Annotated in this window: 19 protein-coding genes and 1 pseudogene; 10 read left to right on the forward strand and 10 right to left on the reverse strand. The window is 54.9% G+C overall.

Annotation, left to right across the window (positions count from 1 at the left end):
• Window positions 1–100: 100 nt before the first annotated feature.
• From LA04_RS22030 to LA04_RS22065, 8 genes and pseudogenes are all read right to left on the reverse strand, one after another.
• Window positions 101–2,123: pseudogene (locus LA04_RS22030) on the reverse strand (replication endonuclease).
• The gene (locus LA04_RS22035) at window positions 2,120–2,977 is read right to left on the reverse strand and encodes a DNA adenine methylase (RefSeq protein WP_047653195.1); all 858 of its coding nucleotides are present in this window, start codon (window positions 2,975–2,977) and stop codon (window positions 2,120–2,122) included. Before LA04_RS22035 ends, LA04_RS22030 begins: the two are co-directional and overlap by 4 nt.
• A complete protein-coding gene (locus tag LA04_RS22040) occupies window positions 2,968–3,201 on the reverse strand; it encodes a DUF2732 family protein (protein ID WP_052119568.1) in 234 nt (77 codons plus the stop codon). The genes LA04_RS22035 and LA04_RS22040 overlap by 10 nt, the downstream gene beginning before the upstream one ends.
• Before the next feature lie 66 nt (window positions 3,202–3,267).
• A complete protein-coding gene (locus LA04_RS22045) occupies window positions 3,268–3,669 on the reverse strand; it encodes a hypothetical protein (RefSeq protein WP_047653198.1) in 402 nt (133 codons plus the stop codon).
• Entirely contained in the window at window positions 3,669–4,106 is a 438-nt protein-coding gene (locus LA04_RS22050; protein ID WP_044857842.1) for a hypothetical protein, read from the reverse strand. The genes LA04_RS22045 and LA04_RS22050 overlap by 1 nt, the downstream gene beginning before the upstream one ends.
• A complete protein-coding gene (locus LA04_RS22055; protein ID WP_044857843.1) occupies window positions 4,096–4,290 on the reverse strand; it encodes a phage filamentation protein Fil family protein in 195 nt (64 codons plus the stop codon). The genes LA04_RS22050 and LA04_RS22055 overlap by 11 nt, the downstream gene beginning before the upstream one ends.
• A gap of 9 nt (window positions 4,291–4,299) precedes the next feature.
• Entirely contained in the window at window positions 4,300–4,803 is a 504-nt protein-coding gene (locus LA04_RS22060) for a phage regulatory CII family protein (RefSeq protein ID WP_013097411.1), read from the reverse strand.
• Window positions 4,804–4,835: 32 nt separating this feature from the next.
• Window positions 4,836–5,057, reverse strand: a complete 222-nt coding sequence (locus LA04_RS22065) for a hypothetical protein (protein WP_047653201.1) — start codon at window positions 5,055–5,057, stop codon at window positions 4,836–4,838.
• 136 nt (window positions 5,058–5,193) lie between these two features.
• Here LA04_RS22065 and LA04_RS22070 point away from each other — a divergent pair, with 136 nt between their 5' ends.
• From LA04_RS22070 to arsC, 5 genes are all read left to right on the forward strand, one after another.
• Window positions 5,194–5,814 (forward strand): phage repressor protein CI, encoded by a 621-nt coding sequence (locus tag LA04_RS22070; RefSeq protein WP_047653203.1) that lies wholly within the window; start codon window positions 5,194–5,196, stop codon window positions 5,812–5,814.
• A gap of 78 nt (window positions 5,815–5,892) precedes the next feature.
• Window positions 5,893–6,942, forward strand: a complete 1,050-nt coding sequence (locus tag LA04_RS22075) for a phage integrase (RefSeq protein WP_047653204.1) — start codon at window positions 5,893–5,895, stop codon at window positions 6,940–6,942.
• Window positions 6,943–7,128: 186 nt separating this feature from the next.
• Complete coding sequence (locus LA04_RS22080) at window positions 7,129–7,449, forward strand: metalloregulator ArsR/SmtB family transcription factor (protein ID WP_047653205.1); 321 nt, start codon at window positions 7,129–7,131, stop codon at window positions 7,447–7,449.
• Between the two features lie 40 nt (window positions 7,450–7,489).
• The gene (locus tag LA04_RS22085) at window positions 7,490–8,779 is read left to right on the forward strand and encodes an arsenic transporter (RefSeq protein ID WP_047653206.1); all 1,290 of its coding nucleotides are present in this window, start codon (window positions 7,490–7,492) and stop codon (window positions 8,777–8,779) included.
• Window positions 8,780–8,791: 12 nt separating this feature from the next.
• Window positions 8,792–9,223: a glutaredoxin-dependent arsenate reductase gene (gene arsC / locus LA04_RS22090; protein ID WP_047653208.1), complete on the forward strand. Its 432-nt coding sequence runs from the start codon at window positions 8,792–8,794 to the stop codon at window positions 9,221–9,223.
• Window positions 9,224–9,244: 21 nt separating this feature from the next.
• Here arsC and LA04_RS22095 read toward each other — a convergent pair whose 3' ends face one another.
• Window positions 9,245–9,796, reverse strand: coding sequence for a TetR/AcrR family transcriptional regulator (locus LA04_RS22095; RefSeq protein ID WP_047653210.1), 552 nt, complete (start codon window positions 9,794–9,796; stop codon window positions 9,245–9,247).
• Between the two features lie 81 nt (window positions 9,797–9,877).
• On the opposite strand from LA04_RS22095, the gene LA04_RS22100 reads away from it, so the two are divergent.
• Window positions 9,878–11,092, forward strand: coding sequence for an MFS transporter (locus LA04_RS22100; RefSeq protein ID WP_047653212.1), 1,215 nt, complete (start codon window positions 9,878–9,880; stop codon window positions 11,090–11,092).
• Window positions 11,082–11,894, forward strand: coding sequence for a Cof-type HAD-IIB family hydrolase (locus tag LA04_RS22105; protein ID WP_047653214.1), 813 nt, complete (start codon window positions 11,082–11,084; stop codon window positions 11,892–11,894). The genes LA04_RS22100 and LA04_RS22105 overlap by 11 nt, the downstream gene beginning before the upstream one ends.
• Window positions 11,895–11,954: 60 nt before the next feature.
• On the opposite strand, the gene LA04_RS22110 is transcribed toward LA04_RS22105, so the two are convergent.
• Window positions 11,955–13,187 carry an MFS transporter gene (locus tag LA04_RS22110; RefSeq protein ID WP_047653215.1) on the reverse strand — a complete coding sequence of 411 codons (1,233 nt, stop codon included), beginning with the start codon at window positions 13,185–13,187 and terminating at the stop codon, window positions 11,955–11,957.
• Between the two features lie 168 nt (window positions 13,188–13,355).
• Here LA04_RS22110 and LA04_RS22115 point away from each other — a divergent pair, with 168 nt between their 5' ends.
• From LA04_RS22115 to deoR, 3 genes are all read left to right on the forward strand, one after another.
• The gene (locus LA04_RS22115) at window positions 13,356–14,084 is read left to right on the forward strand and encodes a phosphatase PAP2 family protein (protein WP_047653216.1); all 729 of its coding nucleotides are present in this window, start codon (window positions 13,356–13,358) and stop codon (window positions 14,082–14,084) included.
• Window positions 14,085–14,091: 7 nt separating this feature from the next.
• Window positions 14,092–14,700 carry an undecaprenyl-diphosphate phosphatase gene (ybjG, locus tag LA04_RS22120; protein WP_047653217.1) on the forward strand — a complete coding sequence of 203 codons (609 nt, stop codon included), beginning with the start codon at window positions 14,092–14,094 and terminating at the stop codon, window positions 14,698–14,700.
• A gap of 67 nt (window positions 14,701–14,767) precedes the next feature.
• Window positions 14,768–15,526 carry a DNA-binding transcriptional repressor DeoR gene (gene deoR, locus LA04_RS22125; protein WP_008503427.1) on the forward strand — a complete coding sequence of 253 codons (759 nt, stop codon included), beginning with the start codon at window positions 14,768–14,770 and terminating at the stop codon, window positions 15,524–15,526.
• Window positions 15,527–15,553 lie beyond the last annotated feature (27 nt).

Consider the following 15,553-nt stretch of genomic DNA (forward strand, 5'->3'; position numbering starts at 1 on the left):
CAACTGTATATAAATACAGTATACCTAAACACACAATTTGTGAAACGAAAAATGAATCAATATACAATTTACATTTTACATTTCACGCACTTACACACCTTCATTGCCAGCCTGGCCATTGTTCATCTTCCGGATTATTCCGCTTCTCCTGCAACCGTCCCTCTCTGTAAATCAGGGCAGAACGGCCAAATTTAAGACCACCGCCGCGCTTCAAAATGTCGATTTCGTCATCCGTTCCGGCAAAACCTCGCTGGTTCAGTTCCAGTTTTAACCTTCTCCGGGCTCCCCCCTCCGTACAGTTATTGACAGAACTCCAAGGGGCGGCGCTGCCGCCAGAAAAACCCGCCTCCGCTGGCGCTTCGGCCAACTTCGCAACCTTCTGCCACTTAACCAGACGGGTGCAAACTTCAGAATTCGGGATCAAAGGCGAATAGATACCCTGCACACGCTGAATATATTCTGCGTACTCGTTACCCTGCTCAGTGATTTCATACGCTAGGCGAACAACCAGATCACGACGCGCAACCAGTGCTCCACCCTGCAACTGGGTATAGGCAGCCCAGTCCCCAACATCTGCCGCCGCCACGCACTGCATCCATGCGGCTATCAGTCAGGCGCTGATCGCCCAGGCGGCGCAGCTCCCGCCAGACAGTCACTGGTGCACCACCAATTTGCTGAAACTGACGAATACGCCAGCGGGATGCCCAGGCCGATACGGATTTGGCCATATCGCGCAGGTTTTCCCCGGTTTCTTCATCCTGTTCGCCATCGAGCGCAAAGCCGTCGATATTTTTTGAGATGTATTTAGCGATATAGCCCGTGGCAGACCCTTTAGCGGGATCGATAGGTTCAACATGAAAACGCGCCTTAAGCGCGTTGGGTGTTTGAAGCTCTTCTGAATCGGCAATTCTGGAGTGATAGCAAAGAATATCCCGCACCGCCTCAACGTCTTGCGAACGCATGAACAGCAGCATATGCCAGTGCGGTGTCCCGTCGTGGTGAGGCTCCACCACGCGAAAACCAAAAACATGAATACCGGCACGGGAGATCGCCGCGCGTGCTTTTGCCCAGACGTTGCATAAATAACGCTGCGTGTCCCGTGGGCTCAATCCATTCCACTGAGACACAAAGCCGCCTTTGCTGTGTACCGCGTGATAACGTGAAGGCGCAGTGATTGTGTAAAACTCACCTGCCAGCCCTTGTTCGTTGGCGATATCTTCAAACCCGCGCATACGCACCATCAGTTCACAGCGACGAATGGCCGGGTTAGCAACGCTGCGGTGTACCATGCTGTCCAGCGCAATGCGGTTACCCTCTTCGTCCATCAGATCAAACTTTTTGAAGAACTCCAGATTTCGTTTCTTCTGTTCCAACCATTCGCCCAGGGTTTTACGTGATACGTAGGCGCTGGCAGATTTCTGCACCTGGCCAACGGCGATGGCCAGATGTTCACGTTGCAGATCACGGGCACGCTTCAGGCGCTGATACCACCATTCCGGTGCCATGAGACGCAAAATACCGGACTCCGCCTTTCGGGTTTCCAGGTGGCCTTCGTTGGCTTCATGCTCTGCCCAGTAAGGCGGCTGATTGTTCAGCATGAGGGAAAGCGAACAAAGGTTGCGGTAAGCCGCCAACGTGCGCTGGCGCATTTCCGTTTCGTCTTTTGGTTTGCCCTTCAGCGTGTCGGTGAAGTCATAAAACATCTGAGCTATCCAGCCAGATATCTGGCCAGACAGCTTTTTGAGATCGGTACGGTCAAGCGACGGCAAGCGCTGCAATGACTTTCCGAATGGGAGATCGCTTACATCAGCGGCCAGCTGGTAACGCGCAGCCACTTTCCGCAGACGTGGCAATACATTCTCACCGATAGTTTTGCGCAGGAATGTATTGGCACGGCGGCGGCCGTCACGGCCAGCAAACAGCTTTTCGTAACGGTTGCCAAAATACCCGGCTAACCAGTCGGGTATCTCGTGAAGGTACTGTGAACGCCATTCGTAGTCCTGTGGGTTGACTGCCCACAAACGGCGCTCAGTGATCGTCGCGTTCGCTGGCGTCCCGGGTGCAAAGGTATCACGCCGCCAGGAATCGACGGCGTGATGTTGGCCATTAGCAACGAGCGTCATGCGCGAGCCTTTGCAACGGATTTAGGCGTGGATTTCAAAATCAGCTCTGAGGCAGATTTCTGGCTTGCAGCTGAGGCACCAACACTGCGGGGCGCGTTAACCTTCACTGCCTCAAATCCGGCGTAAAGGTAATGCACCATTTCCAGATCGCTGTTTGACGCAACAACACTCACGCCGTTCTCGGTAAGGCGGCGCAGCTTTCTGGCCAGCCGCCCCTGATCAAGATGTGAAAAGCCGCTTTCTGTGTATGAGGTGAAATTCCCTGATTCCGTCAGGTAAGGTGGATCGCAATAGACCACATCCCCGGCACGAACCAGCGCAAGCGTTTCGGAGTAATGCGCGGTGATGAAGGTTGAACGCTTTGCCTTCTCAGCAAATGCGCGGACTTCTTTCAGTGGGAAATAGTTTTTCTTGTACTTCCCGAATGGGACATTGAACTGGCCACGGCGATTGTAACGGCAAAGCCCGTTAAAACCGTGGCGGTTCAGGTACATGAAACGTGCAGCGGCTTCAACGCTTTCAGCGCCCAGCCCCTTACCGGACGAATTGAACGCATCCCTAACGGCATAGTAAAAAATGGCGCGGTTCTCCTGTTCACCCAACGCCCCGGCAGAAAACAGGGCTTCAAGCTCCATTAGAAACGCGTCGGTATGGTAGGCCATCGCCTTATACAGATTGACTAAATCCGGGTTCAGGTCAGCGATCAGGTATTCGTCATAATCAGTATTCATCATGACGGCGCACGAACCCGCGAAAGGCTCCACCAGGCGTTTTCCTTCCGGCAGATGGCCACGCAGCTGCGGCATAAGGCGGACTTTGCTGCCCACCCATTTAAGAGGGGTTTTTACTGCCATGCTGCACCGCCTTTACTGCAAATGGCCGCAGCCTCTTCACGGATCAGCTCTACGATTTCGGCAGCGCTTAAACCTTCGTTAGCTGCATACGCGGCCAGTTTATCCAGACGGACAGAACACAGATCGGCGGAGGCCGCTTTACCTTCCTCAGTAGCTTTTGCAAGCATTGCCAGCAGGTCAGTACCGGATTGGTTGATGGGTAAAAACATGCGTGTTGTTTGCATTTTGGTTTCCTCAGGACAAAAGAATCCCCGGCCACCGCAGGGATGGCCAAAAATTCAGGCAGTTAATTAGTGGAAAGAGACAGTAACGGGCGCGGCTGAGTAGCTCGGCGCGGGTATCTGGTGCAGCTCGTAGGTGTTGCGCCACCATTCCTGGATTAGCGCCTTAACTTCCCCAGCGCCTAATGACCCGGCGATGTAATACATGGAACGAATACTGGCCAGCGCTTCAACCTGCTGGAACTGGCATTCCGCTTCACGATAGACACAGCACCAGTACGCAACATTTACGGCCAGCCAGTGCCTTTTGTTTGTCATGTGCTCAGTGTCGTTAAAGAAAAAGGGATGCAAGGCCACACGGCCATTTTTAACGGTGCTTTTCTCCAGAAAGAGAATGGCGTAATTGTGTGGAACGCCCCACGCTGCCAACTCCTGTCCCAGTTCTTTGGCATTTACAGAGATAATGGACATCAGTGATTCTCCTGCTGTTGCAACAATTGCATTTTGCTAACGAATTGAGGTGCCACAACCATCTGCACCCCATTACTGCTGTAAATCGGATTAACCACCTTTGCCGGGCGATTGGCGGTGCGCCGGGAAAAATCGCTGTCACGCAAACTTCCGAACCCCTCAAACGTTAACCGGGCGCGGGAAATACCTTGTTTCAGTTGAATCATTTCCCGGTAGTTCAGGCGTGCATACAGCTCATGCCAGCAGCATTTACACAGGTGGGCTTTGAAAACGTCCGACCCGGAATTTACTGCGGCTGCATGTAAAACAACCCCTCGCCATTCAGGTGTTAATTTGTCCCACCATTCGGCGGCTTCGCTTTTTTCACTCCAGTATTTACGGCGCATATACTCCAGCCACTTCAGGCCGATCTCCTGCTGTTCTGAGCTAATGGCCATAACGCCCCCGGAACAATCCCATCAGGCGATGCCACCAACGGCGGCACGGTTGATGCGCAGTAAATTTATGTACGTGGCCAGGATTCCAGCGTTGGCCATTGGGCAGCTCAATCCATCCAGTGGAGCCGCTTGCCAGTTGCATGGCCGGAGATTCTTTTTTCAGGTAGGTAACGAACGCTTTCATGGTTATCCCTCACATCATGCCGCTGGCGCTGGTAGTCACGATATCGACGGCAGCAGCAAGAACCGGCGCAGACTGGAGGCGGCTTTCAACGGTGTAAGCCAGAACGGAAAGGGAACGGATGGCATCACGGGCACGATCAAGAATTTGTGTGCGGCGTGCGGCGGTCATGTGCTCAGTTGATACAGCTTCCCCAGCGATCGCGCCCACATTTGCAGTGGCACTCAACGCGCAAAATTGCATGTTGGCTTCAGTGGCGTTATTGACCGGAACGGACGGAAGGCAGTTAATCTGCCCCAGCATCCCATCCAGCAGACGGGCATCTTCCGTGTAATCGGTGATAGCCAGCAGCTCGTCACAGGTAAGGCGGTGTGGTTGAATCGGGTTCAACTTATTGCGCAGGATCTGCGGACGCATACCAACGGCAGCGGCCACATCTTCCAGATTGTGTGACAGCGCAAACGCTCGGCAAGCTGCATCAAAATGTGCATGTTTGGAAGTTTGGTAATCAAACATAGTCAGCACCCTCTCAGCGTTTCAAAATCGAATCAGTTAAGTACGATGTTGTAACCCGCGAGGGCGTCTATGGTCAGAGCTGCGATATTAATCATGACTTTTTCACGACCCATATCTTTGCGAAGGCGGTGACGTGGTAAGCGGCCATCTTTCAGCATTGCTTCAACGGTATCTTCCGGTAAACCAGTGAGTTCGATGTACTTCTCTTTTGAGATAGAAGGGACTGGCAGATTGATTGAAATGTTAGTGGTCATAGTGCAAGATTCCTCGTTTGAGTCTTAAACCGTAGCTAGCGGTGACAAGTATTAATAACTCCATTTCCGTACTTCAAGCGGAAGGCTAATGCCTCAAATGGAGTTAGTCAACAATTAAAACTCCAAAGGCGTAATTATGGACTTCAATAGAGGCGGGCAGGAAGTAATCAAGCGATTACTAATTGCTTATGGATTCAAGACAAGACAGGCGCTTTGTGAACAGCTTGGCGCATCAACTAGCACAATGAGTACAAGATGGATGAGGGATATTTTTCCCGCAGACTGGGTTATTCAGTGCGCGATGGAAACAGGCGCTTCGCTTGAATGGCTCTCCTTTGGGAAGGGCGAAGCCTTCCAGAACGGAGCTAAAAACTCTCCAAATGAGTATAAAAAGACGGCCAACGACAACGCCATGGGTGATGTGGTCGCGGTTCCTCGTAAGAAAATCATTGATGGGAATCTGTACGAATCCAATTTTTATATGCTCGATAAGGCAATGCTTCCCTCTCACCTCAGCAAGCCGGTAATCATACTTGATGACGAAATCCCGTACGTCGCAGACATGAAAACTGACGAACTATCGGATGGAACATGGGTTGTTGAAATTGAGGGAAAAACAAGCATTAAAGAGTTGACCCGTATTCCTGTTGGCAGGGTGCTTGTAGCCCCAATATCTGGCGGCCAATCTTTTGAATGTGGGATCAATGACCTTAAGCCATTAGCTAAATGCCACTATTACCTAATGTCGAATGTTTGATGGTGCGAACATCAAACATTGACACTGTATAAATAAACAGTAAATCATACCCCCATAGCAAGTAATAAGGGGTATTGAATGGCTATTCGGAAACTTGAAACGGGCAAATGGCTCTGTGAATGCTACCCTGCCGGACGTTCCGGGCGCAGGGTTCGAAAGCAATTTGCAACAAAAGGTGAGGCGATGGCCTTTGAGCGCCACACGATGGATGAGGCCGCGGCCAAACCGTGGCTGGGTGATGTTGCTGATCGGCGCTCTTTAAAAGAGATTGTTAACCTTTGGTATAAACTGCACGGCATTTCGCTTTCTGCTGGCGAACACGTATACGAAAAGCTACTGCTGATCGTGGACGCATTAGGAAATCCTCAAGCTACATCACTCACCCCAAAAATGTTTGCTCACTACCGCGATAAACGTCTAACAGGAGAGATATATTTCAGTGAGAAATGGAAGAATGGCGCTAGCCCTGTCACGGTAAATCTTGAACAAAGTTATTTAAGCGGTGCCTTTAGTGAACTGATTCGCTTGGGCGAATGGCTTCAGCCAAACCCTCTTGAAAACATGCGTAAGTTTACTATTGCTGAAAAAGAAATGGCCTGGCTGACACATGATCAGATTGCAGAACTTCTGTATGACTGCCAGCGCCAAAATAAGCTGTTGACGCTGGTTGTGAAGATTTGCCTCAGCACTGGGGCAAGATGGAGAGAGGCAGTCAATCTGACAAGGTCGCAGGTAACGAAGTACCGCATCACGTTCACCAGAACGAAGGGAAAGAAAAACAGAAGCATCCCTATCAGCAAGGAGCTATATGAAGAAATCACCGCGTTGAAGGGGTTCAAGTTTTTTGATGACTACTATTTTCAATTTGCATCAGTGATGGATAAAACTTCTATCATCTTGCCGCGTGGCCAGCTAACGCATGTTCTTCGCCACACCTTTGCAGCTCACTTTATGATGTCCGGGGGAAACATACTCGCTCTGCAAAAAATACTGGGACACCACGATATAAAGATGACTATGCGTTATGCCCACCTCGCGCCAGATCACCTTGAAACTGCGTTAAGGTTTAATCCCCTGGCTACAATGCACAATGGCGACAAAATGGCGGCAGCGGTTGCCACTCCCTGACCTTTACTACCCCTAACTACTATTTTAACTTATTGATTTTAAAGTAAGTGATTGTTTTTTCTAACCCATTTATATAAATGGGTTTTTTGTTGCCTGAAATTCCCCTTACTCAAATCTCACCTTCTCTCTTGCAGTTAAAACATATATGATTAAACGCATATGAAAATCACACCTGCAGGAAATCCCATGCTCCACCCGCTCCAGCTCTTCAAAACCCTCTCCGACGAAACGCGGCTCGCCATCGTCATGCTGCTCCGTGAAGCGGGCGAGCTGTGCGTCTGCGATCTCTGCTCCGCGACCACCGAGTCGCAGCCTAAAGTCTCCCGCCATATGGCGCTGCTGCGCGAGTCCGGGCTGGTTACCGATCGTCGCGAGGGGAAATGGGTCCATTACCGTCTCTCTCCCAACATGCCTGCATGGGCGGCAGCCGTTATCGACACCAGCTGGAACTGCCTGCGGGAAGAGACGCGCATGAAGCTGAAAAACCGACTTTCAGGCTCGTGTTGATAACAATACATTCACAAAAACAGATATAACGGAGTAAAAGATGTTTCTGGCAGGGGCTATTTTTCTGTTTACGCTGGTACTGGTCATCTGGCAGCCCAGAAGGCTCAGTATCGGCTGGAGCGCCAGCATTGGCGCCGTACTGGCGCTGATTAGCGGCGTGATTCACATTAACGATATTCCGGTGGTGTGGAATATCGTCTGGAACGCTACGGCGACGTTCATTGCCGTCATTATCATCAGCCTGCTGCTGGATGAGTCCGGCTTTTTCGAGTGGGCGGCGCTGCACGTCGCCCGCTGGGGGAACGGTCGCGGGCGATTACTGTTTACGTATATCGTGCTGCTGGGTGCAGCCGTGGCGGCGCTATTTGCCAATGACGGCGCGGCGCTGATCCTGACCCCTATCGTTATCGCCATGCTTCTGGCGCTGGGGTTCAGCAAACAGGCCACGCTGGCGTTTGTGATGGCGGCGGGCTTCATCGCCGATACCGCCAGCCTGCCGCTGATTGTCTCCAATCTGGTCAACATCGTGTCGGCAGACTTCTTTAAGCTGGGATTCAGCGAATACGCCTCGGTGATGATCCCGGTAGATATCGCCGCCATTGCCGCAACGCTGGTGATGCTGCATCTGTTCTTCCGCAAGGAAATTCCCCTGGAATATGACCTGGCGAAACTTCAGGAGCCCGCGCGGGCCATTCACGACCTTCCGACCTTCAGAACGGGCTGGATTGTGCTGCTGCTACTTCTCGTCGGCTTCTTCGTGCTTGAACCGCTCGGCATTCCGGTCAGCGCCATTGCGACCGTCGGCGCGCTGATTTTATTTGCCGTCGCAAAACGCGGACATGCGATAAACACCGGAAAAGTGCTGCGCGGCGCGCCGTGGCAGATCGTTATCTTCTCGCTGGGGATGTATCTGGTGGTGTATGGCCTGCGCAATGCCGGGCTGACGGACTCTCTCACAGGCGTACTGAATAGCCTGGCCGGGCACGGACTGTGGGCTACCACGCTGGGTACCGGATTCATCACCGCTTTCCTGTCATCCATAATGAACAATATGCCCACGGTGCTGATTGGCGCGCTCTCCATTGAGGGCAGCACGGCAACGGGGTTGATTAAGGAGGCGATGATTTACGCCAACGTGATTGGCTGCGATCTGGGCCCGAAAATCACGCCTATCGGCAGCCTCGCCACCCTGCTCTGGCTCCACGTGCTGGCGCAGAAAAACATGACGATTACCTGGGGCTACTATTTCCGGACGGGCATCATTATGACGCTGCCGGCCCTGTTTGTGACGCTCGCCGCGCTGGCGCTACGTCTCTCCTTCACACTGTAATGAGCCACTGATATGAGCCACATCACCATTTACCACAACCCCGCCTGCGGCACCTCGCGCAACACGCTGGAGATGATCCGCAACAGCGGCACGGAGCCAGAGATTATCCTCTATCTGGAAAACCCGCCGTCGCGCGATGAGCTGACCACCCTGATTGCCGATATGGGCATTTCAGTGCGGGACCTGCTGCGTAAAAACGTGGAGCCCTATGAACAGCTGGGCCTTGCCGACGATAACTTCACCGACGACCAGCTTATCAATTTTATGCTGCAGCACCCGATCCTGATTAACCGTCCGATCGTGGTAACGCCGCTGGGTACCCGCCTGTGCCGCCCGTCTGAAGTTATCCTCGACATTCTGCCGGACGCGCAGAAAGGGGCGTTTACGAAAGAGGATGGCGAAGCCGTCGTGGACGCCAGCGGGAATAAAATCGAGCGCAGGTAAAAGTGGCAGGGCGAGTGTTACCTAAGGGTTCCCCTCGCCCGCAATTCTCCCCACCATCGCCCGAATCTCCTCCCGGGTTAACGGCGCCCGGTCGGTGACGTAGTGCAGCGTCATCCCTTCGATAAACGCGTCCAGCGCGCGGGTGGTGACCGGGTCGAACCACTGCTCCAGCGTGGTCTGGCTCATCTTCATCCAGTCCTGCATCACCGTTTTGAGCGCCACGCTGCGGTGCATAAAGGCGTAGAGCTGATACATCAGCGCCATGTTGTGCGGCGTGGTCACCTGCGAGCTGTGGATCAGCGTGGTGATGGATTCACACGCCATTTCCGGCCCGGTGACGCCCGCAAAGAAATCCCGGTACTGCTGCGACATCCGCCGGGTAAACCACGTGAAGGCCTCCTCCAGCAGCGGCTCCATGCCGTCGAAATAGTAGGTCATCGACCCCAGCGGCACGCCCGCGCAGGTGGCGATTTTACGGTGCGTGACGGCGTGAATGCCGTGTTCGGCGATGGTATCGAGCGTTGCCTGCAGGATCTTCTCCCGGCGATGCGGATCGTTCGGTGGTCTGCTCATAAATTCCTCACGTGGTTTGTGTACAAATGTACACAAACTTGCTAGTGTTGTCGCTATTGTTGTACTTCTGGTGCTATCCCGATGACGCTGACCTCTCCCCGCAAAGCCCTGCAGCTCCGCCTGTGGGCGCTGTTTATGTTCTTCTTTATTCCCGGTCTGCTGATGGCCTCCTGGGCCACGCGCACCCCCGCTATTCGCGATATTTTGTCCGTTTCTACCGCCGAGATGGGCATCGTGCTGTTCGGCCTGTCGATAGGTTCCATGAGCGGCATCCTCTGCTCCGCGTGGCTGGTAAAGCGCTTTGGTACGCGAGCGGTGATCCGCACCACCATGTGCTTTGCCGTGTTCGGGATGGGAGTATTAAGCGTGGCGCTGTGGTTTGCCTCGCCGGTGCTGTTCGCCCTGGGCCTGACGGTATTCGGCGGCAGCTTCGGTTCGGCTGAAGTTGCCATCAACGTGGAAGGGGCGGCAGTCGAGCGCGAAATGAATAAAACCGTGCTGCCGATGATGCACGGTTTTTACAGCCTCGGCACGCTGGCCGGTGCGGGCGTGGGGATGGCATTGACGGCCACTGGCGTGAGCGCGAATCTGCATATCCTGCTGGCGGCGCTGGTGTGCATCATTCCCATTCTTACCGGCATCCGGGCCATCCCGGACGGCACCGGTAAAAACTCCGCGGACGAACAGCACCCGGCAGAAAAAGGACTGCCCTTCTACCGCGACTTCCAGCTGATGCTGATTGGCGTGGTGGTGCTGGCGATGGCGTTCGCGGAAGGTTCCGCCAACGACTGGCTGCCGCTCCTGATGGTAGACGGTCACGGCTTTAGCCCAACCTCCGGCTCGCTGATTTACGCCGGGTTTACGCTGGGGATGACCGTGGGTCGCTTCACCGGTGGCTGGTTTATCGACCGCTATAGCCGCGTGGCGGTGGTGCGCGCCAGCGCCCTGCTGGGCGGCCTGGGTATTGCGATGATCATCTTTGTGGATGTGGACTGGATTGCCGGCGTCTCGGTGATCCTCTGGGGACTGGGCGCGTCGCTCGGCTTCCCGCTGACCATTTCAGCCGCCAGCGACACCGGCCCGGATGCCCCGACGCGCGTCAGCGTGGTGGCGACCACGGGCTATCTCGCCTTCCTGGTCGGGCCGCCGCTGCTCGGCTTCCTCGGCGAGCACTACGGGCTGCGCAGCGCCATGCTGGTGGTGTTAGGGTTGGTCATCATCGCGGCGCTGGTGGCGCGCGCGGTGGCAAAGCCGGAAACGAATCAAACGACACTGGAGAAGGGATATGAGCGTTAAACTGATCGCCGTCGACATGGATGGTACATTTCTGAGCGATGCCAAAACCTACAATCGGCCGCGCTTTCTGGAGCAGTACGCCCGCATGAAGGCGCAAGGCATTCGATTTGTGGTCGCCAGCGGCAACCAGTACTACCAGCTGATCTCTTTTTTTCCGGAGATTGCGCATGAAATTTCATTCGTCGCCGAAAACGGCGGCTGGGTGGTGAGCGAAGGAGAAGATGTCTTTAACGGCGAACTGTCGAAAGCCCATTTCGCCACCGTCGCGAACGTGTTAAACGACGTTCCGGGCATTGAGATTATCGCCTGTGGGAAAAGCAGCGCGTACACGCTGAAATGCTATGACGAGGGCTTTAAGGATATCGCGGCGAAGTATTACCACCGCCTCGAAATGGTCAGCGATTTCGACAACCTGAACGATATTTTCTTCAAGTTCGGGCTTAACGTTTCTGACGATGAAATTCCGCGTATTCAGGCGCTGCTGCATGAAAAGCTGAGTGACATCATGGTACCCGTCACGACCGGTCACGGCAGTATCGATCTTATTATCCCCGGCGTGCACAAAGCTAACGGCCTGCGGATCCTGCAAAAGCGCTGGGGCATAGAGGACAGCGAAGTGGTGGCCTTCGGCGACAGCGGCAACGACGTGGAAATGCTGCGCCAGTCCGGGTTCAGCTTTGCGATGGCGAATGCCAGACCGCACATCAAAGCGGCGGCGCGTTTTGAAGCGCCGCATAATAACGATGAAGGCGTTTTAAACGTGATTGAGAAGGTGTTGAACGGGGAGGCACCGTTTAATTAACCGCGTGCGGTCTGATGCCCTCACCCTGGCCCTCTCCCACAGGGAGAGGGAATAAACAGGTTAAGGTTGCAGGGCGTTCCCGACGCGTTTGTCTTTCAGGAACACCACCATCAGTCCAACCCACAGCACGCCGTTGGCGAGGTTAAACAGGCTGAACAGCCCGTTGCCGCCCATCGCATAGGCATGCTTGCTCACCTCGATACCGACGGTAAAAATCAGCATCTGCAGCATCCCCATCGCCGCTGAGACCGTGCCTTTACTCATCTCGCTGGCAAACAGCGTCAGGCGCACCAGCCCGGCGTTGGCCACGCCAATCCCGAAGGCGTAGATGCTCAGCCCCGCCGTCATCCACAGATAAGCGTGTGTTGACGCGACGGTCGCCACCGCAGCCAGAATCAACCCTGCCGCAATCGGCCAGCCGCCCATGATAATCAGTGAACGCACGGTGCGGCGTGACGTCAGGCGTGCCAGCACCAGGTTCCCGATAATCAGCGCGCCAAAGATCGGCACCTGCAGCAGGCCATACTCGTAGCTGCTGAGTTTTTCACCGCTGATGATAATGACCGGCGACTGCGCGATCCACGCCAGTAGCGGCAGGCTAACGAACCCGGTCGCCAGCGCGCCCGCCACAAAGCGGCCGTTCTTCAGCACTTCTTTGTAATCCCGACCCAGCTCTTTCAGCGAGAGTTTCTCGCCGATGCGGGTAGCGGTTTCCGGCATCGCCCGGTGCAGGCCAAAGAACGCGAAGGCGGCGAGAAGCGCAAAGAGCACAAACATCCCTTCCCACGGCGCAACGTGCACCCACGCGGCACCCACCAGCGGCCCGAGTAAGGGGGCGATCAGCGCCACGTTCGCCATCAGCGCGGTAATTTTGATACACACCGCCTCTTCAAACGACTCCTGAATGGCGGCATACCCCACGGCGCCGATAAAGCACAGGCTCACCCCCTGCAGGAAGCGCAGCAGGGTAAATTGTTCAATGTTTTGCGCCAGCAGCGTGGCGAGACAGGTGACGATAAACCACACCACGCCCGTCAGCATCACCGGACGGCGGCCAATACGATCCGACAGCGGGCCTAACAGCCACTGTAAAAACATGCCGCCGGCCAGATAGGCGGTCATGGAGGTTGGCACCCACTCAATACCCGCGTTGTACTGCGCCACAACGGCCAGCATTCCGGGCTGGATCATATCGTTGCCGATATAGGTAGAGAATTCGTAGAGCACCAGACACAGAGGGAAAAGCAACGCCTGACGACCCAGACGTGAACCAGAAGAAGAACGGTTTAACATGCAATCTCTTTATAATGACAAAATCGCGACGAGTTTAATGAAATGCCGCAGCCCGAGATAGTGATTTATCGAGGATAAACAGAAATAAAGCACATATCGTCTTCGTTTAAGGTTTCCTTAAGTTGACACTTTTATGATAGCGCGATTACTCGTCAACGACCCCAAATTATGGCACTCACCTCCAGCCGTTCAGAATTGTCTAACTTACAGACAAATAAGACAAAACGACTTTACCGCTTACCGACCCGCTTTTATGGTTATCAGCTTTTCGTACTGATTGCCCTTGCCGTGGTGTTTACGTGGCTATCGCGCAGTGAAGCACTCGACAGATGGATCACCGGCTTTTGGTATGACGCGGCCACGCACAGCTTTCCGCTGCAGAAGGATCGCCTGCTGGATCTGCTAAACCACCGCCTGGCAAAGTACATCGCCATCGGCTTAGGTGCTGTAGCGCTGTTTTACGGTGCCTACAAGCGCAACGCAAGGCTTGTCACGGCGGCGCTGCTGATGGGCGTTGGCGCGCTGGTAGTAGGCGTGCTGAAAAGCGTGAGCCATCACAGCTGCCCGTGGGATCTGGTGGAATATGGCGGTAAGGCTATGTCTTATCCCCTGTTCAGCGCCGTCCCTGCTGACAGCGGTCCGGGGCGTTGTTTCCCCGGCGGTCATGCCTCCAGCGGCTTTATGGTGATGGGCCTGTTTTTTGCCTTCTGGCGCGAGCGTCCGCGTCTCGCCTGGTGCTTCGTCGCGCTGGGCGTGGTGTTAGGTCTGGCGATGGGCTACGGCCAGGTCATGCGCGGGGCGCATTTTTTCTCTCACAACCTGTGGGCCGGGTGGTGGGTCTGGTTTTCTCAGGTGGTTGTCTACGGACTTATTTCCACCCGGTTTGCTAAAGAGTGATAACGCTATGTTAGAGAATCTGAATTATCAGCTGTTTTATCTGATCAACGCCACGCCAGCCTCGCCTGAGTGGACGATCGATTTTGCCACCTTCCTGGCAAAAGATCTGATCGGTATCGTGCCTGCACTGGCTGCGATTCTCTGGCTGTGGGGTCCCCGCAGCCAGGTGAAGGCGCAGCGCCAGCTGGTGATTAAAGTCGCGATGGCGCTCGGGGTAAGCGTCCTGGTCAGCTACATTCTCGGCCATGCGTTCCCGCACGATCGTCCGTTTGTCGATCGCGTCGGCTATACCTTCCTGCACCACGCGCCGGATGACTCGTTCCCGAGCGATCACGGTACGGTGATCTTCACCTTCGCGCTGGCTTTCCTGTTCTGGCATCGCCTGTGGTCCGGTGCGGTCCTGATGGTGGCGGCCCTGGCAATCGCCTGGTCACGCGTTTACCTGGGCGTTCACTGGCCGCTGGATATGGTGGGCGGTTTCCTGGTCGGGCTGATCGGCTGCGTGAGCGCGGCTATCCTGTGGAGCCTCTTCGGTGAAGCGCTTTACCGCACGCTGTCTTCGCTCTATCGCGCCATTTTCGCTATCCCGATCCGCAAAGGCTGGATACGTGACTAACCCCAACCTGACAGGTTACACTTGAGCCCCCGCCCTGCGGGGGTTCACTTTTTTATCCCGAGGAACTATGGAAACACGTCGCGATGACCGCATTGCTCAGCTGCTACAGGCGCTGAAGCGCAGCGATAAGCTGCATCTTAAGGAAGCCGCCAACCTCCTCGGCGTCTCAGAGATGACCATTCGTCGGGATCTGAACAGCGAAAGCGCGCCCGTCGTGCTGCTGGGCGGATATATTGTGCTTGAGCCGCGTAGCGCCAGCCATTATCTGATCAGCGACCAGAAAACGCGCCTGGTGGAAGAGAAGCGCAAAGCCGCCCGGCTTGCAGCCTCACTGGTACAGCCGCACCAGACGCTGTTTTTTGACTGCGGAACCACCACGCCGTGGATTATCGAAGCTATCGACAGCAGCATCCCTTTTACCGCCGTGTGCTACTCCCTGAACACCTTTCTGGCGCTGCAGGAGAAACCCGAGTGCCGGGTGATCCTCTGCGGCGGCGAGTTTCACGCCAGCAACGCCATCTTTAAGCCGCTCAACCTGCAGGACACGCTCAGCAATCTCTGCCCGGATATCGCGTTTTATTCCGCCGCGGGCGTCAACGTGCGTCAGGGTGCGACCTGCTTTAACCTGGAAGAGCTTCCGGTGAAGCACTGGGCGTTAAGTGCGGCGCAGTACCATGTGCTGGTGGTCGATCACAGCAAGTTTGGCAAGGTGCGTTCGGCAAGAATGGGCGAGCTGGCGCAGTTTGACGCCATCGTCAGCGACTGCCGCCCGGACGACGAGATCGTGGCCCACGCGAAGGCGCAGCAGGTGAAGTTAATGTATTAAGGGGGTGCGGTCTGATGCCCGCATCCC

Origin of the sequence: Enterobacter sp. UCD-UG_FMILLET (genome assembly GCF_000762975.1) — a bacterium.
Lineage (GTDB): Bacteria > Pseudomonadota > Gammaproteobacteria > Enterobacterales > Enterobacteriaceae > Enterobacter > Enterobacter dykesii.